This window comes from Collinsella aerofaciens, from assembly GCF_015554145.1.
GTDB lineage: Bacteria > Actinomycetota > Coriobacteriia > Coriobacteriales > Coriobacteriaceae > Collinsella > Collinsella aerofaciens_AA.
On sequence record NZ_JADNHZ010000005.1, the window covers coordinates 73,992 to 92,915 of the forward strand.

Annotated in this window: 19 protein-coding genes; 10 read left to right on the forward strand and 9 right to left on the reverse strand. The window is 60.9% G+C overall.

Annotation, left to right across the window (positions count from 1 at the left end; translation table 11 throughout):
* The first annotated feature begins 13 nt into the window (after positions 1–13).
* From pstC to I2E13_RS03165, 6 genes are all read left to right on the forward strand, one after another.
* The gene (gene pstC, locus I2E13_RS03140; RefSeq protein WP_117629066.1) at positions 14–922 is read left to right on the forward strand and encodes a phosphate ABC transporter permease subunit PstC; all 909 of its coding nucleotides are present in this window, start codon (positions 14–16) and stop codon (positions 920–922) included.
* A complete protein-coding gene (gene pstA, locus I2E13_RS03145) occupies positions 915–1,841 on the forward strand; it encodes a phosphate ABC transporter permease PstA (protein WP_195404163.1) in 927 nt (308 codons plus the stop codon). The genes pstC and pstA overlap by 8 nt, the downstream gene beginning before the upstream one ends.
* Complete coding sequence (gene pstB, locus I2E13_RS03150) at positions 1,838–2,713, forward strand: phosphate ABC transporter ATP-binding protein PstB (protein ID WP_195404164.1); 876 nt, start codon at positions 1,838–1,840, stop codon at positions 2,711–2,713. Before pstA ends, pstB begins: the two co-directional genes overlap by 4 nt.
* A gap of 203 nt (positions 2,714–2,916) precedes the next feature.
* Complete coding sequence (locus tag I2E13_RS03155) at positions 2,917–4,776, forward strand: ABC-F family ATP-binding cassette domain-containing protein (RefSeq protein WP_117655831.1); 1,860 nt, start codon at positions 2,917–2,919, stop codon at positions 4,774–4,776.
* A gap of 6 nt (positions 4,777–4,782) precedes the next feature.
* Entirely contained in the window at positions 4,783–5,553 is a 771-nt protein-coding gene (locus tag I2E13_RS03160) for a Cof-type HAD-IIB family hydrolase (protein WP_117655830.1), read from the forward strand.
* Positions 5,554–5,761: 208 nt separating this feature from the next.
* Positions 5,762–6,139 (forward strand): metal-dependent transcriptional regulator, encoded by a 378-nt coding sequence (locus I2E13_RS03165; RefSeq protein ID WP_117639714.1) that lies wholly within the window; start codon positions 5,762–5,764, stop codon positions 6,137–6,139.
* Positions 6,140–6,362: 223 nt separating this feature from the next.
* Here I2E13_RS03165 and I2E13_RS03170 read toward each other — a convergent pair whose 3' ends face one another.
* The 5 genes from I2E13_RS03170 to I2E13_RS03190 form a co-directional block, all read right to left on the reverse strand.
* Entirely contained in the window at positions 6,363–8,315 is a 1,953-nt protein-coding gene (locus tag I2E13_RS03170) for a heavy metal translocating P-type ATPase (protein WP_195404165.1), read from the reverse strand.
* A gap of 99 nt (positions 8,316–8,414) precedes the next feature.
* Entirely contained in the window at positions 8,415–8,633 is a 219-nt protein-coding gene (locus tag I2E13_RS03175; protein WP_089572082.1) for a cation transporter, read from the reverse strand.
* A 63-nt stretch (positions 8,634–8,696) separates the two neighbouring features.
* The gene (locus tag I2E13_RS03180) at positions 8,697–9,062 is read right to left on the reverse strand and encodes an ArsR/SmtB family transcription factor (protein WP_055252065.1); all 366 of its coding nucleotides are present in this window, start codon (positions 9,060–9,062) and stop codon (positions 8,697–8,699) included.
* Between the two features lie 419 nt (positions 9,063–9,481).
* A complete protein-coding gene (locus tag I2E13_RS03185) occupies positions 9,482–10,672 on the reverse strand; it encodes a hypothetical protein (protein ID WP_195404166.1) in 1,191 nt (396 codons plus the stop codon).
* Positions 10,673–11,021: 349 nt separating this feature from the next.
* On the reverse strand, positions 11,022–11,990 hold the full coding sequence (locus tag I2E13_RS03190; protein WP_055252061.1) for a 3'-5' exonuclease: 969 nt from the start codon (positions 11,988–11,990) through the stop codon (positions 11,022–11,024).
* Positions 11,991–12,161: 171 nt separating this feature from the next.
* Here I2E13_RS03190 and I2E13_RS03195 point away from each other — a divergent pair, with 171 nt between their 5' ends.
* Positions 12,162–13,250, forward strand: a complete 1,089-nt coding sequence (locus I2E13_RS03195; protein WP_055252059.1) for a putative manganese transporter — start codon at positions 12,162–12,164, stop codon at positions 13,248–13,250.
* Positions 13,251–13,384: 134 nt separating this feature from the next.
* Here I2E13_RS03195 and I2E13_RS03200 read toward each other — a convergent pair whose 3' ends face one another.
* Both I2E13_RS03200 and I2E13_RS03205 read right to left on the reverse strand, forming a co-directional pair.
* On the reverse strand, positions 13,385–13,867 hold the full coding sequence (locus tag I2E13_RS03200) for a YaiI/YqxD family protein (RefSeq protein ID WP_055252057.1): 483 nt from the start codon (positions 13,865–13,867) through the stop codon (positions 13,385–13,387).
* Positions 13,868–14,470, reverse strand: coding sequence for an HdeD family acid-resistance protein (locus I2E13_RS03205; protein ID WP_117797862.1), 603 nt, complete (start codon positions 14,468–14,470; stop codon positions 13,868–13,870). It abuts the gene before it with no gap.
* Between the two features lie 235 nt (positions 14,471–14,705).
* On the opposite strand from I2E13_RS03205, the gene I2E13_RS03210 reads away from it, so the two are divergent.
* The 3 genes from I2E13_RS03210 (at position 14,706) to I2E13_RS03220 (ending at position 16,656) form a co-directional block, all read left to right on the forward strand.
* Positions 14,706–15,377 carry a nitroreductase family protein gene (locus tag I2E13_RS03210; protein ID WP_199570658.1) on the forward strand — a complete coding sequence of 224 codons (672 nt, stop codon included), beginning with the start codon at positions 14,706–14,708 and terminating at the stop codon, positions 15,375–15,377.
* A gap of 83 nt (positions 15,378–15,460) precedes the next feature.
* Positions 15,461–16,003, forward strand: a complete 543-nt coding sequence (locus tag I2E13_RS03215; RefSeq protein WP_195404167.1) for a histidine phosphatase family protein — start codon at positions 15,461–15,463, stop codon at positions 16,001–16,003.
* Positions 16,004–16,020: 17 nt separating this feature from the next.
* On the forward strand, positions 16,021–16,656 hold the full coding sequence (locus tag I2E13_RS03220; protein ID WP_117563979.1) for a histidine phosphatase family protein: 636 nt from the start codon (positions 16,021–16,023) through the stop codon (positions 16,654–16,656).
* A 129-nt stretch (positions 16,657–16,785) separates the two neighbouring features.
* Here I2E13_RS03220 and I2E13_RS03225 read toward each other — a convergent pair whose 3' ends face one another.
* Together I2E13_RS03225 and I2E13_RS03230 are read right to left on the reverse strand one after the other, a co-directional pair.
* Complete coding sequence (locus I2E13_RS03225; protein ID WP_117637782.1) at positions 16,786–17,475, reverse strand: DUF1015 family protein; 690 nt, start codon at positions 17,473–17,475, stop codon at positions 16,786–16,788.
* A 40-nt stretch (positions 17,476–17,515) separates the two neighbouring features.
* Positions 17,516–18,736 carry a M20 family metallopeptidase gene (locus tag I2E13_RS03230; RefSeq protein ID WP_195404168.1) on the reverse strand — a complete coding sequence of 407 codons (1,221 nt, stop codon included), beginning with the start codon at positions 18,734–18,736 and terminating at the stop codon, positions 17,516–17,518.
* Positions 18,737–18,924: the final 188 nt, after the last annotated feature.

Here is an 18,924-nt window from a genome sequence, read left to right on the forward strand (position 1 = left end):
GGAAAGGTTTGCAATGGCAAAACAGCTGCCAAAGCGCGAGCTTGAGAACGTGGGCCTGGGCGTCACGGGTGCGTGCGTAGCGCTCGTGACGCTTGTCGTTGCCGCGCTCATCTTTATGGTCGCCCAAAAGGGCCTCTCGGCTTTTTTCAAGGACGGCGTCTCGATCGTCGAGTTTTTTATCGGTACCAAGTGGGACCTGGCCAACACGGCCGAAAACGGCCTGCCCTACACTGGCGCCCTGCCCCTGATCGTCACCTCGTTTGCGGTCATGGTGCTCTCCACGCTCATCGCACTGCCCATCGCCATCGGCTCTGCCATCTTTGCGGTCGAGATTCAGCCTAAGTTTGGCTCCAAGGTTTTTCAGCCGCTCATTGAGCTTTTGACCGGTATTCCCTCGGTCGTCTTTGGCCTGATCGGTTTTCACGTGGTCGTCGGCCTTATGAAGAGCGTTTTCCACGTGAGCACGGGTCTGGGTATCTTGCCCGGCGCTATCGTGCTGGCAGTCATGATTCTGCCGACGATGACCACGCTTTCGGTCGATGGCCTGCGCGCCGTGCCCGATAGCTACCGCCAGGGTTCGCTCGCGCTGGGCTACACCCGCTGGCAGACCATCTGGCACGTGGTGCTCAAGTCCGCCATGCCCTCGCTCATGACCGCAGTCATCCTTGGCATGACCCGCGCCTTTGGCGAGACGCTCGCCGTGCGCATGGTCATTGGCGGCATCGAGGCCATGCCGACGTCGCTGCTGTCGCCGGCGTCTACCATCACCACCACGCTCACCACGTCCATGGCGGTCTATGCCGAGGGCTCGGCCCAGGACGACATCCTGTGGGCGCTCGGCCTGCTGCTGATGGGCATGAGCCTCATCTTTATCCTGATCATCCATCTCATTGGCCGCAAGGGGGCGAAGGCTCGTGGCTAGCACGCGCATCCATATCGACGAGGCGAGACTCGGGCGTGTCCAAAGGCAAGACCGTATCGCCACGGGCGTGCTGACGGCGATTGTCGCCATCGTCATGCTTATCGTCGTCTCCATGGTGGCCTACATCCTGTTCGAGGGTATCTCGACGCTGTTCCAGCCGGGCTTTCTCACGCAGCCCGCATGCGCCAACGGAACGCAGGGCGGCGTGCTCTACCAGCTGTTCGACTCGTTCTATCTGCTGCTGATTACCCTGATCATCTCGGTGCCCATCAGCCTGGGCGGCGCGGTCTTCCTAGTTGAATACGCGCCCGACGGTCCCATTCGCGACATCGCCTCGACCGCCATCGAGACGTTGTCTTCACTGCCCTCCATCGTCGTCGGCATGTTCGGCTTTCTGGTGTTCTCGGTGCAGCTGGGCTGGAAGTACTCCATCATCTCCGGCGCCGTCGCGCTCACCATGTTCAACATCCCCATCCTGGTGCGCGTGATTCAGCAGGCGCTCGAGGACGTGCCGCAGGCCCAGCGCGATGCGTGCCTGGCCATGGGCCTCACTCGCTGGGAGGCCACACTGCACATCCTGATTCCCGAGGCCATGCCCGCCATCGTGACCGGCATCGTGCTTTCGGCCGGCCGCGTGTTTGGCGAGGCCGCGGCGCTGCTCTTTACCTCGGGCATGAGCTCGCCGGTCCGCCTCAACTTCTTGAGCTTTAACCTGTCGAGCCCCACCTGCGCCTGGAACGTGTTCCGTCCCGGCGAGTCGCTGGCCGTGCACATCTACAAGATCTATGGCGAGGGCAGCCCCGAGGCCCAGCAGATCGTCTGGGGCACCGCGGCACTGCTGATGATTTGCGTGCTGCTGTTTAACGTAGTCGCCCGTATCGTGGGCAAGCAACTGGCAAGGAAGATGACGGCCGAATGAGCGATATGAATGCAACGCCCGCAACCGAGGCGGCCACGTCCGACACCCCCCAGGACTTTCTGTCGAGCGTGGGGGAGAGCGAGGGGCGCGTGCGCGTGAGCGGCAAGGCCGTGAGCGACGAGGTCGTGCTCTCCGCCAAGGACGTCAACGTGTACTATGGCGACCACCATGCGCTGCACAATACGTCGCTCGACTTCCACAAGGGTGAGATCACGGCGCTCATCGGGCCTTCGGGCTGCGGCAAGTCGACCTTCTTGCGTAGCCTCAACCTGATGAATCGCGAGATTCGCCGCTGTCGCGTGGAGGGCGAGATCAACTACCGCGGGCGCAACGTGAACACCAAGACCGAGAACACGTACGAGCTGCGTCGCTCCATCGGCATGGTGTTCCAGCAGCCAAACCCCTTCCGCAAGTCCATTCGCGACAACATCACCTTTGCGCCCAAGCGCCACGGCATCACCGACCGTGACGAGCTCGACCGCATGGTCGAGGAAAGTCTGCGCGGTGCCGCGCTGTGGGACGAGGTCAAAGACAAGCTCGACAAGAGCGCCTACGCGCTTTCGGGCGGTCAGCAGCAGCGTCTGTGCATTGCGCGCACGCTGGCGCTCAACCCCGACGTAATCCTGTTTGACGAGCCCTGCTCGGCGCTCGACCCCATCTCGACGCTGGCGATCGAGGACCTCATGTCGTCGATCGTGGCCGACCGCGCCATCGTCATCGTGACGCACAACATGGAGCAGGCGTCGCGCGTGTCCAACCGCACGGCGTTTTTCTACATGGGCGATATGGTCGAGTACGACGAGACCGACGAGATTTTCCAACGGCCCAAGGATAAGCGGCTGAATGATTACCTCACCGGCATGTTCTCCTAGTCCGGGACATGCTTGAGGCCCGCGGCGGCCACGGTTGCCGCGGGACTGATTGGAGAGGCGGGTCATCTCTTGCGGGAGATGGCCCGCCTTTTTGTGTCGTGTGCTGGTGCGCTTGCCCAAAACCACCACGAAGGCGCCCGTCCCCTTTGTGGTGGTTTTCGCTATCATGGAGAACGTTGAATTTCTACGAAGGAGCAGGGCATATGGCGATTCTTTTGGGATGCGATTCCGTCAGCCTAGAGTTTCCCACCAAGCATATTTTCGATAGCGTGACGCTCGGCGTGGGCGAGGGCGACCGCATTGGTATTGTCGGTAAAAACGGCGACGGCAAGTCGACGCTGCTGAGCGTGCTCGCCGGCACGCTGGAGCCCGATGACGGACGCGTGACGCACCGCCGCGGCATCACGATCGGTCTACTCGGCCAAAAGGACCAGCTTGTCGATACCGATACCGTGCATCATGCCGTTGTGGGTGACGCCCCCGAGTACGAGTGGGCGTCGAGCCCCCGTACGCGCCAGATCCTCGCCGGCCTCATTAGCGATGTGCCCTGGGAGGGCATGGTAGGCGAGCTCTCGGGCGGTCAGCGCCGCCGCGTGGACCTCGCGCGCCTGCTGATCGGCGACTATGACGTGCTCATGCTCGATGAGCCCACCAACCATCTGGACATGCGCACCATCAACTGGCTTGCGCGTCACTTAAAGGCCCGCTGGCAGCGCGGTCAGGGCGCGATGCTCGTGGTCACGCACGATCGCTGGTTCTTGGACGAGGTCTGCACCAGCATGTGGGAGGTTCACGACGGCCAGGTCGATCCCTTCGAGGGCGGCTATTCGGCATATATCCTGCAGCGCGTGGAACGCGACCGCATGGCCGCGGTTACCGAGGAGCGCCGTCGCAACATGGCACGTAAGGAGCTCGCGTGGCTAAGCCGCGGCGCCCAGGCGCGCTCCACCAAGCCCAAGTTTCGCGTGGATGCCGCTCGCGAGCTGATCGCCGACGTGCCGCCCGTGCGTGACGAGCTGGAGCTCAAGCGCCTGGCCGTGAGCCGCCTGGGCAAGCAGGTTATCGATGTGGTCGACGTGGACGCCGGCTATGCGGATACCGATGGCGCGCCCAAGCAGGTGCTCAACGACGTGACCTGGCTCATTGGTGCGGGCGACCGCTATGGTCTTTTGGGCGAGAACGGCGCCGGCAAGTCGACCTTGCTCGACGTGATCCAGGGCAAGATCGCGCCCCTGCGCGGCCGCGTGAAGATCGGCCAGACGGTGCGCTTTGGCGTGCTGTCGCAGCAGCTCGAGGAGCTCGAACCCTACATGGGCGACACGATCCGCGAGGTGCTCAGCCACTATAAGAAGTACTACGTCATTGACGGCAAGGAGACTTCACCCGAGAAGCTCTGCGAGCGTCTGGGCTTTACGACGCAGCAGCTCTGGAGCCGCATCGGCGATCTTTCGGGCGGCCAGCGCCGCCGCCTGTCGCTGCTGCTGACGATCCTGGACGAGCCCAACGTGCTCATCCTGGACGAGCCCGGCAACGACCTGGATACCGACATGCTGGCGATTGTCGAGGACTTGCTGGACGGCTGGCCCGGCACGCTGATCCTGGTGACGCACGACCGCTTTTTGATGGAGCGCGTGACCGACCAGCAGTGGGCGCTGCTCGACGGCCACCTGACGCATATGCCCGGCGGCGTCGACCAGTACCTGCGCCTGTGCAACGCCACCGCCGAGGGCGAGCCCGTGGGTGCACCGAGCGCCAAGACCGGTACGTTCGACACCGGTGCCGCGGCGGCTGCGGCCGAAAAGCCCAAGTCGAGCGGTCAGCCCAACGGCCTTTCCAATGCCGAGCGCCAAAAGCTCCGTCGTGAGGTGAGCTCGCTCGAGCGCAAGATGGAAACGCAGCGCGCTCGCGTGGAGGAGGCCGAGGCCGCCATGGCCCAGGTCGATCCCACCAACTACACGGCGCTGGGCGAGCAACAGGCAAAGATCGACGAGGCCCACGCCGCCATGGACGAGCTGGAGATGGCGTGGCTCGAGGCGAGTGAAAAGCTCGAGGGCGAGGAGTAGGCGAGGATGATCAAGGCCGCGTTTTTTGATATCGACGGCACGCTGCTGAGCTTTGAGACGCACCGGATTCCGGCGTCGGCGCAGCAGGTGCTCGACAGCTTTCACGAGCAGGGGATTGCGTGCGTCATTGCCACGGGTCGCCCGACCTACCAGATGCCCGATTGGCTGTTCGATCTTGGTTGGGATGCGTACATTACGCTTTCGGGCCAGCACTGTTTTGATGCCGAGGGCGTTTACCGTAGCTGCCCGATCGATCCGGACGACGTTGCGGTGATTGTGGACCAGGTGGCCGAGGGGCGCTACGACTCGCTGTGCATGCAGGGCGAGAACTCGTTTGTGAACCGCCTGTCCGAGCGCGTGGTGACGGCCGGCAACAACGCGGGGATCGTCTACCACGAGGAGCCGTTTGAGCACGCCTTTGAAGCGCCGGTCTACCAGTTTTGCGCCTTTGTGGATCCTGCCGACGAGCATATCGTGACCGATGCGGTGTCGCATTCGCTCACTACGCGCTGGTGCGACCTGTTCTGCGACATTATTCCCGCTAACGGCGGCAAGGACTTGGGCGTGGCAGCGACGCTGGAGCGCCTGGGTGTCGACGCGAGCGAGGCGATCGCCTTTGGCGACGGCGAGAACGACCTGTCGATGTTCTCGGCCGTGGGCACAAGTGTGGCCATGGGCAACGCGCAGGATACCGTGAAGGCCGCAGCGACCTACGTGACGACCGCCGTAGACGACGACGGCATCTACAACGCCGCGAAGCACTTTGGCCTCGTGTAGCTGCGACCCGGCACTTGGGGACGCTCCTTATCTGCCGGCAGCTGGGGACACTCCTTGCGGGGCGTTCCCATTTTGTTTTCATCTCGCACGTTTTGTGAAACGCGGCTAACTTTTTGGTCAATGCAGTAAGACATGGTCAACTTTTGCGGTAAAGTAAGCCAAGGAAGGTATCCAAAGGCTAACTAGCAATCATCGCGAAAGGCGGCCCATGGCCCTACGTGAATCCGGAGAAGACTATCTCGAATCGATCTACGTCCTATCGGAACGTCAGGGCATCGTGCGCTCGATCGACGTTGCCGAATACTTGGGCGTAACCAAAGCAAGCGTCTCTAAAGCCATGGCGGCCTTGGAGAGCACCGGCTACGTGGAGATGGGCAAACGCGACGTGCATCTGACGGAACGCGGTCTTGAGGTTGCCCGTCAAATGTGGGAGCGCCACTGCTTTTTTGTAGGTCTGCTAGAGGACGCAGGCGTAACGCCCGAGGTCGCGTCGCAAGAGGGCTGCCACATGGAGCACTGCCTGAGCGAGGAGAGCTTCGAGAAGCTAAGATCGATGCTGAGACGGGGCAGCGACCGGGATCAGTAACCCCACCAACCAAGTCCAACTCAGACAAGGAACCCCGCCAGTAAGTGATGCCCAAGAACCGCCAGTTGTGTCGCCGCAGGCCGGGGCCGGGCTTGGTTTTGAAAACATTCCGCAGACCAGAATCGCCCCCGTTCGTAGCTCCGAAGGAGCAGAACGGGGGCGCTTCATTGGTCGAGGACGTTTTCAAAACCAAGCCCGGCCCCGGCCGGAGGGACCACAGGCGCTACAGGTTCTTGACACCCATCGCGCGCATGGCGTTCAGGATGGCGATGATCGCCACGCCCACGTCGCCAAAGACGGCAAGCCACATATTGGCGATGCCCAGCGCTGCCAGCACAAGGATGAGCAGCTTAATGCCCAGCGCAAAGATGATGTTCTGCCAAACAATCGACATGGTCTTGCGCGCCACGCGAATAGCGCGGGAAATGTCGGACGGCTTGTCGTCCATCAGCACCACGTCGGCGGCCTCGATCGCGGCGTCCGAGCCCATGGCGCCCATGGCAATGCCCACATCGGCGCGCGTAAGCACAGGCGCGTCGTTGATACCGTCGCCGACAAAGGCGAGCTTGCCCTTGCCACTTTCGGCCGCGAGCAGCGCTTCAACACGCTCGACCTTGTCGCCCGGCAGCAGCTGCGCGTGGAACTCGTCGAGGCCGAGCTGCTTGGCCACAGACGCCGCAACCTCCTCGCGGTCGCCCGTGAGCATGACGGTGCGCTTGACGCCGGCGGCGTGCAGGTCGCGAATCGTTTGCTCCGCATCGACCTTGATGGTGTCGGCAATTACGATGTGGCCGGCATAGGTGCCGTCGACGAGCACGTGGAGGATCGTACCGACGACCTCGCAATTGGGAGCGTCGATACCGGCCGCAGCAAGCATCTTGGCGTTGCCGACGACGACATGTTTGCTGTCGATAGTCGCCGTCACGCCATGGCCCGCGTCGTTGGCGGAGTCGCTTACGCGCTTGGGATCGAGCTCGCCCTGGAAGGCGGTGCGCACCGACTGCGCGATGGGATGGTCGGAGAACGACTCGGCGAGGGCTGCGACCTCGAGTAGCGACTGCTCGGTATAGCCTGCCTCGGGGTGCACCGCGACGACCGAGAACGTGCCGTTGGTGAGGGTGCCCGTCTTGTCAAAGACGACGGTGTCCACATCGGCGAGCGTCTCGAGGTAGTTGGAACCCTTGATGAGAACGCCCAGCTTGGACGCGCCGCCGATGCCGCCAAAGAAACTGAGCGGCACGCTGATCACGAGCGCACACGGGCAGCTGACGACCAGGAAGGTCAGGCCGCGCAGGATCCAGTCGGACCAGGCGCCGGTGACCAAACCGCCGCCGAGCGCGAGTACCGCGGCCGCGCCGGTGACGGCGGGCGTGTAGACGCGGGCGAAGCGCGTGATGAAGTTCTCGGTGCGCGCCTTCTTTTCGCTGGCATTCTCCACGAGTTCCAGGACGCGCGCGACGGTGGACTCGCCAAAGGGCTTGGTGGTGCGCACGTGGATGAGGCCCGTCATGTTGATGCAACCGCTGATGATATCGTCTCCGGTTTTGGCCGGACGGGGGACTGACTCGCCAGTAAGGGCGGCGGTATCGAGCTGTGTCTCGCCTTCGACGATGATGCCGTCGATGGGCACGCGCTCGCCAGGCTTGACCACGATCACGGTGCCGACGGCGATGTCATCGGGGAAGACTTGCTCGAGCGTGCCGTCGGGCTGCTCGACGTTAGCGTAGTCGGGCGCGATGTCCATCATGGCACTGATCGACTTGCGGCTCTTGCCCACAGCGTATGCCTGGAACAGCTCGCCGACCTGGTAGAACAGCATGACGGCGGCGCCTTCGGCCATGTGCGGGTCGGTATCGGGGAAGAGCACCATGGCAAACGCGCCGATGGTCGCGACTGCCATAAGGAAACTCTCGTCGAAGGCCTTGCCGCGGCGGATGTTATTGAATGCCTTTTGCAGTACGTCGTATCCGGCAATCAAAAACGGCACGAGGAACAGCGCGAAGCTGGCGTAGATGTTGCCAGGCTCCCCAAATGCGATAGTGAGGGCGCCGAGCTCGTCGAGGGCATAAACAACGGCAAAAATGCCCAGTGCTACCAGGATGCGGTTGCGCTTGTGCTCAAGGGACTCTTTCTTCTTGCGCTTCTTCTTTTTCTTTTTGGGATCGGCGGCTGCCATGATTCAAACCTCCCATTTGAGTTTATGAACACTCGCTCATATTATTTCGCGAGCAAAGGCCGCGGCAAGCGCGGCCTCGCAGGTCAACGTATGCGCGGGTTAGAGAATGATCTCGCAGTCCGGCTCGGCGTCGGCGGTGAACTCAACGACGCGGTCCAGGACCTCGTCGAACTTGGCGTCGTCGGCCTCGAGCGTCAGCTTCTGGGTCATAAAGTTGACCGAAACGGACTTGACGCCCTCGAGCTTGGCAAGTTCGTCCTGAAGCTCGCGCGCGCAGTTGGCGCAATCGATCTCGTCGAGCTTAAACTGCTTTTTCATGGTGGGTTCCTTTCCCTGTGTTAGCGGTCTGGGTGCCGGCCGCGCTGATACCGTGGGTGATTGCTATTCGCAGATATGGCTCATGCCCTGGTTAAGCATGGTATAGACATGATCGTCAGCGAGCGAGTAGAGAATGTTGCGGCCGTCGCGGCGGAACTTGACCAGGTGCGACTGCTTAAGCGTGCGCAGCTGGTGCGACACCGCAGACTGCGAGGTCGCGGTCGCTTCGGCGATGTCAGCCACGCAGAGCTCGCGGCCCATGAGGGCATAGAGAATCTTGATGCGCGTGGTGTCGCTGAAGACCTTGAACAGGTCGGCAAGGTCGTAGAGAAGCTCCTCGTCGGGAAGGTCCTCGGGCGAGCAGGTGGTGGGGACGATCGGCTCGGTGGCCTCGATGCCAGTCTTTGTTTCATCAGCGTGGCTGCTCATTGCAATATCCTTTCATATGAACATGCGCTCATATAACTTACTTCCGATTATATGAGCGCATGTTCATATGTCAATGACGTTCAGGTAATTCGTCGCACAAAATGATGGGGAATAGTGGACGAGATTCCGGACTGAGCGGTTTTGATAGCCGATGCCGGGGTGGGTGCCCCCGCGCCGTGCAAAAATTGGAGTATTCTGCAACTATAGGGGGTCCGTTAATCTATTCCAGGCCAAATAAAGCCGCTCAAGAGTTATCCAAGGGCGGTAAACAGACAAGGTCTTCCTCAAATGTTGCCTAACGTTCTCGTTCGATAGCGTTTTTGTTTCTCATTTGGATTAACTTGTGGGTGCTGGAGGGCCGACCCTGCTGAATACTCGCAATTTTGCACATCGCTAGGGTACCCACCTTGTTAGCCGGTCTAGCTTCCGGCCCCGAAGATTCTGCCCTCGGGCGCGAGGCTGCTTATTTGGGCAAATGATGGGCTGTCGGATTCGACAGTCTGCATGTCATCGATTGCCGGAACTTCATTTATTGTCGGGTCATCCAGCGTGATACCTTCGAGTGTTGCTTTTTCGAGGTCGATTCGTTGACGATCTTCGGAATCCTGGCGAAGCTGCTTCTGAATTCGCTTTTTCTCTTCTATAAACCTTCTGAGCACAAACTGTCTCAGGTTCTCTTGCATGATTTGAAAGTCTTTTGGCAGACGCGAGGGACGTATGCCCTCTTTCCGTTGGATCGCTTCCATGACCCTAACGAAAGCGCTGGCATGCATAAAGGAATAACGACTGACGGTGATGATTCCGTATCCCATGGACGCAAGCGCATTCTTGCGCTCCTCATCGATGGCGCGGTCTTCTTCCGCGTCATGATAAAACCCGTTGTATTCAATGTCTGTGCGAGATTTCTTTAGATACGCATCCATAAAGAACTTTTTGCGTCTCGTGAGATTCTTTGCGGCAGCGGTGACCTGCACCTCGTAATCGGTCTCAATTCCCTTAATACCAAGCCCTCCTTCGCTTTTAGGCAACGTTAGCATCATGACAAAGGCCGTTTCCATAGGAGACCGGCATCCGTCGCGCACACATTGGATCGCCTTTCGGGCAAGGGCCAGACCGTCGCATCTGGTAATGGAATTAAAGAACTGTTTCAACCTCTCGGTCGAGGTGAGCGCGAAACGCTCGTTATAAGAGGTGGAAGAGCCGGTTCCAAGGGAGTAAACGCCGCACAATTCAAAGTAGTACTCCACCAGTTCGCGAAAAGGGAGATAGGTGGCGGCCTGAAGTGCGCAAAGCTCAACGCCAACAATGAAGATGCCATCTTTGAGCTCTATAAAGCGTGAGTTCGAGAATCGTTTTGACGAAACGTGGCATTGACAGTTCGTTGCATAGCGCGCATTCTTGCGATCAAACACCATTACCTCGAGGCAATCATTTGCGTCGAGGGAAACATCGTGTTTGGTGAGCCATTCTGCGGCTGCGTCAAGGAGCGTTCCGGTGGGACATGATCCGTAAATCGCGGCAGGGTTACAGGGCTCGGTGTCTTTCGCAGAAGCCGAATGCGCGGCCTGGTAGACCGCTTTTGCAGTGGTATGTGACAATACGATACTCATGGTATATATCGTGTCAGCTAATGCCGTGTTGATGGCACTGAGTGGGAAAGCCGTTTTAGGGGCCTAACCAAATGCTGTCCAAAAGCTTGACGCGATTATGGGCTGGCACGCCTAAAATCAATGTTCTCGCAGCTTAGCTATAGCATATAAAAACTCAATTGCTGCACATTTGATATCGATGCATCACCATCCGACAACGAATTACGTGTCGGGAATTGGCCGAAATCGTTCAAAATGAGGGTTCAGAATTTGTGATGGCAGATCTATCTGTGGAACGTAGGGCGGCCCCGCTGCGGTGTTTCCCGCTGCGAGGCCGCTCGTGAGCAAGCAGTGTTTGTCTCAGACGTTGCTATTTCGCAAACAGGTTCTTGAGGTTGAACTCGGCCTGTACCGTGCGGAGCATGAGGTCGGTGTCGTCCAGACCCAGATGCTGCTCGTTGGCGTCGGGCGCGAGGGTGCCGCGACGGCGTGCCCAGTTCTCGAGCGCGGCGGGGGCGGACTCGCGGGGGAGCGAGCGCACGTCGGCGTCCAGGCTGCGGCAGATCTGGCGCGAGTCGATGACGATGATCTTACCCGCGCGGCGTGCCTCGGCGTAGCCGTCCAGGTGGATCTTGAACCAGCTGTCCTCAAACGCGGCGTTGTGTGCCATGTACGGGTACTTCTTCATGAGCTTGAGCAGCTGCTTCTGCAGCTCCTTGTTCTCGCGGAACGGCTTCTTGCCGTCGATGTCGTCCCAGGTGATGTGGTGGATATTCGACAGCGGTACATCCTCGCCGCGGTAGATGTCGGGCAGGCCGCAGTAGTGTGCCTCGGCGTCGTGCGGGACGGCGTCGCTGGTGAGCTCCATGATCTCCCAGCCCACGTTGATGATATAGCCGCGCTCGGGCGCACGGCCGGTGGTCTCGATGTCGATACCGAGCACGGTGCCCTGGATGGGCTTGCGGGCGTAGGCCACGCCGAGCGCGTCGCGGTCGCCGCGGATTTCGCGCATAACGGACGCGGCGGTGCGCTTTTGCATCTTGCCGATGGCGGCGCAGGTGTCGGCGTCGGACAGGCCGCGCGAGAGCGTCGCGGGCGTCACATTGCGCAGGCGTGCCTCGCCAATCTGGTCGCAAAGGTCGCGGTTGCGGTCGGCCAGGTCGCGCACGGTGGCAAAGTCGAAGCCGGGGTCGCCCTCGGCGGTAAAGTACTCGGTCTCGAGCACCTTGAGGGCCTCCTCGCCCTTCTGGCGCTCGGACTCCATGGCGCCGTGGTCGCCGTAGATAAACATGGGGATAAACGGCTGGCGCTCGTATTCGAGTGCTTGCGATACGTTCATATGCTGCTCCTTGGACGGGCCGCGTCGCGCGGCTCGGGGTTACTGAGTTGTGGCGAGATGATAGTTTACCATGGGCAACTATTGGCACCGCGCCCGGGACAACTACAATACCCTAGTTGACCGCTAGGACTTTTACAATGTTGCCGAAAGACACGAAAGGTTCCATCCGTCATGGATTTACTGATTGATATTCTGCTCGACGCTGGCAAGGACACGCTGTCCCTGGTGCCGTTTTTGTTGGTGACGTATCTTGCCCTCGAGACACTTGAGCACGTTGCGGGCGACCGCGTCAACGGCGCTATCAAGCGTGCCGGCGCCGCGGGTCCCGTGGTTGGCTCGCTGCTGGGCATGGTGCCGCAGTGCGGATTTTCGGCCATGGCAGCAACGCTGTACGCCGGCCGTGTCGTGACCTTGGGCACGTTGGTGGCGGTGTTCCTTTCGACCTCCGACGAGATGCTGCCGCTGCTACTTGCCGAGCAGGTTCCCGTGCAGACTATGGCGATGCTTTTGGCTTCGAAAGCGCTGATCGCACTGGTCACGGGTTTTATCGTGGACGCTGCCATTCGCGGCCTGCGCCGTAACGCCCGCGCGCACGCGGCGATTCGCCGTACCGTGCTGGGAACCGCGGCCAACCCGGCCCACGTGAACTGCGCGCACGACGACCACAGCGGCGGTGACATCATCGACGAGGTGGCCGAGGCAGGCGTGAGCGCCGACCACATCCACGAGCTGTGCGAGCGCGACCATTGCGGTTGTGATGAAGACGAGGACGAGCACGAACACGGACATGGCCACGATCACGGTCATGAGGGCGAACATGAACACCATGATGGTCACGGTCACTCTCACTCCCACGAAGGGACGCCTGTCCTGTCGATCATCCGCAGTGCGATCTCGCACACCGTGCAGGTCTCGGTATTCATTTTTCTGGTGACGCTGATTCTGGTCGCCGTGCTCGAGACGTTCGGCGAGTCCGCGATCGAGCAGTTCCTGCGCGGCAACGAGACACTCGCTGTCCTGGGTTCGGCGCTTGTCGGGCTGATTCCCAATTGCTCGGCGAGCGTGGTCATTACACAGCTGTATCTGGAAGGCGCGCTGCAACTGGCGCCGATGCTCGCCGGCACGCTCATTTCCGCCGGCGTGGGTTATCTGGTGCTGTTCCGCACCAACCGCAGCGCCCGCGAAAATGCCGTGTTCCTGATCATGATGTACGTCATCGGCGCTGGCTGGGGCCTCATCCTCTCCGCCGTTGGCCTCTAAGTAGATGTTTGGGATATGCCGTAAAAACTGGGGTATGCCGTAAAATCTACCGCCATGACTTGGGCGTTGGATGCGCGTCAATCGCCAAAACAAAAAGGTAGATTTTTAGGCATGTCCCAAAAAATCTACCTTGGTTAGTGCAGCAACTCGGTGAGGTTGCGTTTAAAGCGGGCGCGGTCTTCGCTGGTAAATGCTGCCGGACCGCGAGTGCGTCCGCCGGCGCGGCGTACCTTCTTTTCCTCGTGGCGAATAAACAGCTGCATATCGATAGTCGCCTTGTCGTACACGCGCCCGCGCACACCGATGGCGGCGGCATCGCGCCCGAGCACCATGCTCGCCAAGCCAATGTCCTGCGTCACGACCACGTCGCCCGCCTGCAGGCGTTCGACAATGGCAAAGTCGGCGCTGTCGGCGCCCACGCTCACGTCGAGCGTCGTGACCCAAAAGCCGCGTCGCGCGTGCTCGGCATCGCGCGGGTCGTCGCGGCGAATGTGCCGTTCCAGGTTTTGCGTGCTGTTGCCGGCGATAACAACGGCGACGCCCGCCCGCCGCGCGCAGTCAATCGACTCGCGCGTGACCGGGCAGGCGTCGGCATCAATAAAGAGCGTTCGCGGCATCTAGTGCACCAGTTTGCCAAATTGAATAGCGCGAACAATCAGCGTTACGCCAAACACCAGCAGCGCGGCGCCGCTAAAGATGACGAGCATCTTGGCCGACCACAGCGGATAGATAAACACGAACATGCCGGCGATGATGGAGAGTGCACCGCTCAGGATGGCAAGGGCGCGGTTGGACGAAAGCTCGGACTCCAGAATGGACATGACACCTTCGACAATCCAGCCAAAGCCGGCCACGATAACCACCATCGTGGTGAGCGTCGCGGTCGAGAAGGCCTGGTTGCGCAGGATTATGACGCCGCCCAAGATAATGAGTAGGTTGGAGATGATGCTCGTCACGCGCCAACCGGTGGGCAGCAGCGGCTCGAAAATGGCAGTGAACAGTCTGATGGCAGCAGTGATTACAAAGTAAAAACCCAGGACGGTCGTCAAAAAGACGAGGGACTTGGCGGGTGCAAAAAGCAGCGCGATACCAGCAATGAGTGCTAAGACGCCCGTGATGGCGTAGATCCAGCGTACGGCCTTGACGGCTTTGCCCGCCATGCTTTTCTCGTCAAATCCAAACTGGCTCGATTTTTGGTCATCGTTCTTAAAGATGCCCATAATGTCTCCTTTCCGTGCGGCGTAAGCCTTGATCGTTACAACCAGTATCCCCTAAGGGCGCTGACGTATGGGTCGGGGAGGGCGAAACGTAACCCAAAGGCCCCGAATTGTTTCCGTTGTTCCCCACGTCGCGATTTTCTATTCAACAGGTGTAGAACATTGCGGCCCTGTTCGTTATTGCCTACGTTTTAGGTTAGATTTTCCTAAGGACAATTGGCTTGTATTGGGGGTCCCTATGAACGAAGCAGTTCCCGAGGCACCGTCGAGTGTCGAATCGATGGCAAAGCAAGGTTGCGAAAAGCTCGGTCTGGAAGCGTTTGATGCGCTGGTCCGTCGTGCCCGTACGTGCCGTCGCTTTGACGAGTCCATGCGCGTGCCGCGCGAGTTTTTGCTCGAGCTGGCGGAACTGGCGCACCTGGCTCCCTGCGGTGCCAATGCTCAGCGTCTGCGTTTTCATGTGGTAAGCGGTGCAGAGGACTGCGCGCGTGTATTTGACGAGCTTGCATGGGCCGGTGCGCTCAAGGATTGGCCGGGTCCTGCCGAGGGCGAGCGCCCGACCGGCTACATCGCGATTCTGGCTGAGCGCGCCGTTCCGGGCAAGCCTGCCGCTCCCATTACCGAGGTCGACACGGGCATTGCCGCGCAGACGATGATGCTCGCCGCCCGCAGCGCTACGCCCGAGGTGGCAGCCTGCATGTTCAAGGCCTTTACGCCCCATGCGATCGATGCCATGGGGCTCGATAACGACAAGTATGAGCTCAAGCTGATCATGGCCTTTGGCGTTCCGGCCGAGATACAGGTGATCGATGCGATCGATTCCAACCCCGATGGCTCCATCAATTATTGGCGCGACGAGGCACAGGTGCACCACGTACCCAAGCGTTCGCTCGCCGACGTGCTGGTGTAGCTGAGCGTCGTTGCGGTGTAATCCGGCGGCAAAATCACCACAAAGGCTCCTGTCCCCTTTGTGGTGGTACGAGGGGAGGGTGTGTGGCAGATCTGTATTTGGTGCGGCATGGGCAGACTGAGCTCAATGTGCAGAGCATTTTGCAGGGCTGGCACGATTCGCCGCTTACGGCGCACGGGCGCGAGCAGGCGCTGACGGCGCGTACGGCGTTTGCGGCGCGTGGCGTGGCCTTTGATCATGTGTATTCCTCGCCGTTGGGCCGGGCGCGGCATACGGCCGAGCTTATCGTTGGCGAGGGCCGTTCCATTGAGCTGGTCGATGACCTGCGTGAGTGGCATTTTGGCTCGCTGGAGGGCACATCAAATCGCGAGATGCCGCCGCAGCCCTGGGGCGATTATCCGGTGGCCTTTGGCGGCGAGTCGGAAGTGCAGCTTCAGTCGCGCATGGTCGCGGCGCTGTCCCGTATTATGGCCCGGCCGCAGCACGACTGCGTGCTGGCGGTTTCCCACGGCTCAGCCTGCCAGGAGTTTCTTGAGTATGTGACTGGCGGGGGAGAGCTACCCGACAACGGTGCCGTGCTTCATTTTGGCTATTGCGACGGGGCGTTTTCGCTCTTGGGTTGGTAACGAACGAAAGGACCCCTATGAATAAAGATCTGTATCTGGTCCGTCATGGACAGACGATATTCAACCTTAAGCGTATCATTCAGGGGTGGAGTGACTCGCCGCTTACGCAGCTGGGTTGCGACCAGGCGGCGCGCGCCGGCATGTTTTTACGTGCGCGCGGCATTGAGCCCGATCATGCCTACACCTCTACGCTTCATCGCACCGAGCAGACTATCGCCAACTTGTGGCCGGGCTTGGCGTACGAGCGCCTGGACGGCCTGCGTGAGTGGTTCTTTGGCGACTTTGAGGCCGAGCGCGTGATGCTTATGCCCGAGCGCCCGTGGCGCGACTTCTATCGGCAGTTTGGCGGCGAGGGCCAGATCCAGGTGCGCACGCGCATGGTGGCGACACTGACCGATCTTATGCAGCGTCCGGACCATACGTGCGTGCTCGCGGTAAGTCATGGCTCAGCTATCAAGGAGTTTTTGGACCACGTGCGGGGCGCGGCGGCCGACGAGCGCGAACGCGTGCCGGGCAACTGCTCAGTGCTGCATTTTGCGTTTGACGATGCGGCCGATACGTTTGAACTGGTCGAAGTCTTTACGCAGGAAGACTACGCGCGCGAGCTGGGGCTAGAGCCGCTCGTGGCGGCGGCAGGTCCGCAGCGTGGATAACGCTGACGTTGCGGCCCGGTTTACCGGCGTAATTGTTTGATGCGAAAAGGGCGGAGGTGCATGCGTTTGCTGCATCTCCGCCCCTTGTTTGTTTGGATGCTGGGTTTTCCAGCTTAGCGTTTGAGTTCGCTAGAACCGTGAGACCTGGTGAGTGAGCAGACCCGTCGGAACCTGCGGCGCGCTGCCGCTGACCTGCGCGGCGGGGAACAGCACGGCTACAGCAAAGTTGAACGGCTCTTTGCCAGAGTAGGCGCCGGCAGCGCGGGCCTCGTCGGCCAGAATCTGCGATGCCCCAGCCAGTGCGGCGACATAGGCGGAGTCACCGGCGAACACCGGGTCGGGCGCCTGATCGAGCATGGCACGGATGGCGGCAACGGCGTCCTCGCGCTTGACCTCCCACACGCGATGTGTGACGCCCGCGGGATCGGTGACGGCGTAGAGCGATGCGCCCTCTTTGGCAGCGCTCAAAATGATATCCATGACGGGCGACGCCTCGTAGGCGAGCGACACGGGGCGCGGCTGCACCTTGAGCTCGGCGATCGCGCGCGCGGTGGCGAGTGCGTCGATGCTCTCGGCGGCAGCCTCGTCGCCGCCCGTCAGCACGTTAACCGGGCAAATCGCCACGACACCCGTCACGCGTCCCGGCTCACCCGAGCATTCGTACACGTAATACGCCGCGCCTGGATCCTTGAGCATCAGACCATCGGCAATGGCTCCGCGCAGAGCATCGTTGCCGCTCAGGATGCTGCCCATTGCAGGCAGTGCCTCGAGCACGCGGTCCTGAGCCGGGCGGATGCAGGGAAACGGAAGTGCTTTCATGGGGCGGTCCTAACGCACGAGTCGGTTTGTTCGCGGCTTATTATGCCCCAACTTGGCCGCTCGCGTCCCAGAGCACGTTATCGGCGAGCGCGATTAGCACCTGCTGACAACGAACGATGTCGGCGTGGGGCACATATTCGTTGGGCTTGTGGGCGAGCGCGAGCGAGCCTGGGCCATAGCTCATGCAGTTACGGTTACCCGTCTTGCCGGCAATGACGGCAGTGTCGGTGTAGCCGGTAAAGAAGCCGACGGTCGTATCCGTGCCCGTTACATCGTCTGCTGCGCACTTGAGTGCAGCTAGAAGGGGAGAGACCGGATCGCGCTCGATGGCGGGGCGGTCGCCCGCCACGGTGTAGCTGCCATGGCAACCGGGAACGGTGGCTTCGGCGACGGCGATGGCATGCTCGACCATATTGATTGCGGCGGCCGTATCGGTCGGCGGGGTCAGGCGCATGTCGACCCAAACTTTGGCGCGGTCGGGTACGACGTAGGGGCGATATCCGCCCTCGATTTGGCCAAACGTGATGGTCGAAGGCCCCAGCTCATCGTGCGCGGGCAGCGCCGCAAACGCGCGACGAAGCGAACACACGACCTCGGCCATGGCGGCGACGGCATCCGCGCCCTTCCAAGGCTGGCTCGCATGCGCCGTCACGCCAGCCATTTCAATCTCGAACCACGTGCGACCCTTGTGCGCCACCTGGATCTGTCCGTCGGTGGGTTCGGTGTCCAGCACCCATTCGCGCGAGCCGACCCAGCCAGCATCGATCGCGGCCTCTGAGCCGCGCATGAAGTCTTCCTCGTCGACCGAGCAGATGAGCGAAAAGCCGCGGCGTGGCAGCGCGCCATCCGCCGCCACGCGCTCGAGCGTATGGACCAGTGCGGCAATGGCGCAGGCCAGGCCACCCTTCATATCGCAGGCACCGCGGCCATAGAGTTTATCGTCGCGCACAACCGCCCCAAGCGGTGCGATGTCTGCGTCCCAGCCATCGCCCAAGGTGACGGTATCCATGTGGCAGATATAGATCAGCCGCGGCTCGTCGCTTTGGCCCGGCACGGTGACTTTAAGGTTGCGGCGCCCGGGCAGCACTTCGAGCTCCTCAATCTGCACGGCATCGAGCGCAGAACTATCAAGTTGTGCCAGCTGCTGCTCAATGAGCCTCTTAATGAAGCGCTCGATCTCGTCCTCATACGCGCCCGGGTCTGAGCTTTCGATCCGCACAAGCTCCTGCGCAAGCCGCCAGGCAAAGTCCTCATCAACCATATGCAACCTCACAATCAGTTTGCTTTCCAAACCGATTGTAAGCCTCCTGAGAGATCCGCGACGTGGGCGTGGCAGTATTTACCGTTCGCAGGCCGAGCCAGCGCGTTTGCCGTCCGAGCGGGTTCACAAGCGACGCAGCGGGTACGTACCCTTCATGGACGACATGCTGTGCGACATATCTGCCTTTC

Bases quoted from the DNA above. Each gene is read 5' to 3' on its own strand.
- I2E13_RS03220 (WP_117563979.1), top strand. From the start codon at position 16,021: ATGAATAAAGATCTGTATCTGGTCCGTCATGGACAGACGATATTCAAC.
- pstB (WP_195404164.1), top strand. From the start codon at position 1,838: ATGAGCGATATGAATGCAACGCCCGCAACCGAGGCGGCCACGTCCGAC.
- I2E13_RS03170 (WP_195404165.1), bottom strand. From the start codon at position 8,315: ATGGCAGCCGCCGATCCCAAAAAGAAAAAGAAGAAGCGCAAGAAGAAA.
- I2E13_RS03225 (WP_117637782.1), bottom strand. From the start codon at position 17,475: ATGAAAGCACTTCCGTTTCCCTGCATCCGCCCGGCTCAGGACCGCGTG.
- I2E13_RS03185 (WP_195404166.1), bottom strand. From the start codon at position 10,672: ATGAGTATCGTATTGTCACATACCACTGCAAAAGCGGTCTACCAGGCC.
- I2E13_RS03200 (WP_055252057.1), bottom strand. From the start codon at position 13,867: ATGCCGCGAACGCTCTTTATTGATGCCGACGCCTGCCCGGTCACGCGC.
- I2E13_RS03195 (WP_055252059.1), top strand. From the start codon at position 12,162: ATGGATTTACTGATTGATATTCTGCTCGACGCTGGCAAGGACACGCTG.
- I2E13_RS03190 (WP_055252061.1), bottom strand. From the start codon at position 11,990: ATGAACGTATCGCAAGCACTCGAATACGAGCGCCAGCCGTTTATCCCC.
- I2E13_RS03160 (WP_117655830.1), top strand. From the start codon at position 4,783: ATGATCAAGGCCGCGTTTTTTGATATCGACGGCACGCTGCTGAGCTTT.
- I2E13_RS03155 (WP_117655831.1), top strand. From the start codon at position 2,917: ATGGCGATTCTTTTGGGATGCGATTCCGTCAGCCTAGAGTTTCCCACC.
- I2E13_RS03210 (WP_199570658.1), top strand. From the start codon at position 14,706: ATGAACGAAGCAGTTCCCGAGGCACCGTCGAGTGTCGAATCGATGGCA.
- I2E13_RS03230 (WP_195404168.1), bottom strand. From the start codon at position 18,736: ATGGTTGATGAGGACTTTGCCTGGCGGCTTGCGCAGGAGCTTGTGCGG.
- I2E13_RS03205 (WP_117797862.1), bottom strand. From the start codon at position 14,470: ATGGGCATCTTTAAGAACGATGACCAAAAATCGAGCCAGTTTGGATTT.
- pstC (WP_117629066.1), top strand. From the start codon at position 14: ATGGCAAAACAGCTGCCAAAGCGCGAGCTTGAGAACGTGGGCCTGGGC.
- I2E13_RS03180 (WP_055252065.1), bottom strand. From the start codon at position 9,062: ATGAGCAGCCACGCTGATGAAACAAAGACTGGCATCGAGGCCACCGAG.
- I2E13_RS03175 (WP_089572082.1), bottom strand. From the start codon at position 8,633: ATGAAAAAGCAGTTTAAGCTCGACGAGATCGATTGCGCCAACTGCGCG.
- I2E13_RS03165 (WP_117639714.1), top strand. From the start codon at position 5,762: ATGGCCCTACGTGAATCCGGAGAAGACTATCTCGAATCGATCTACGTC.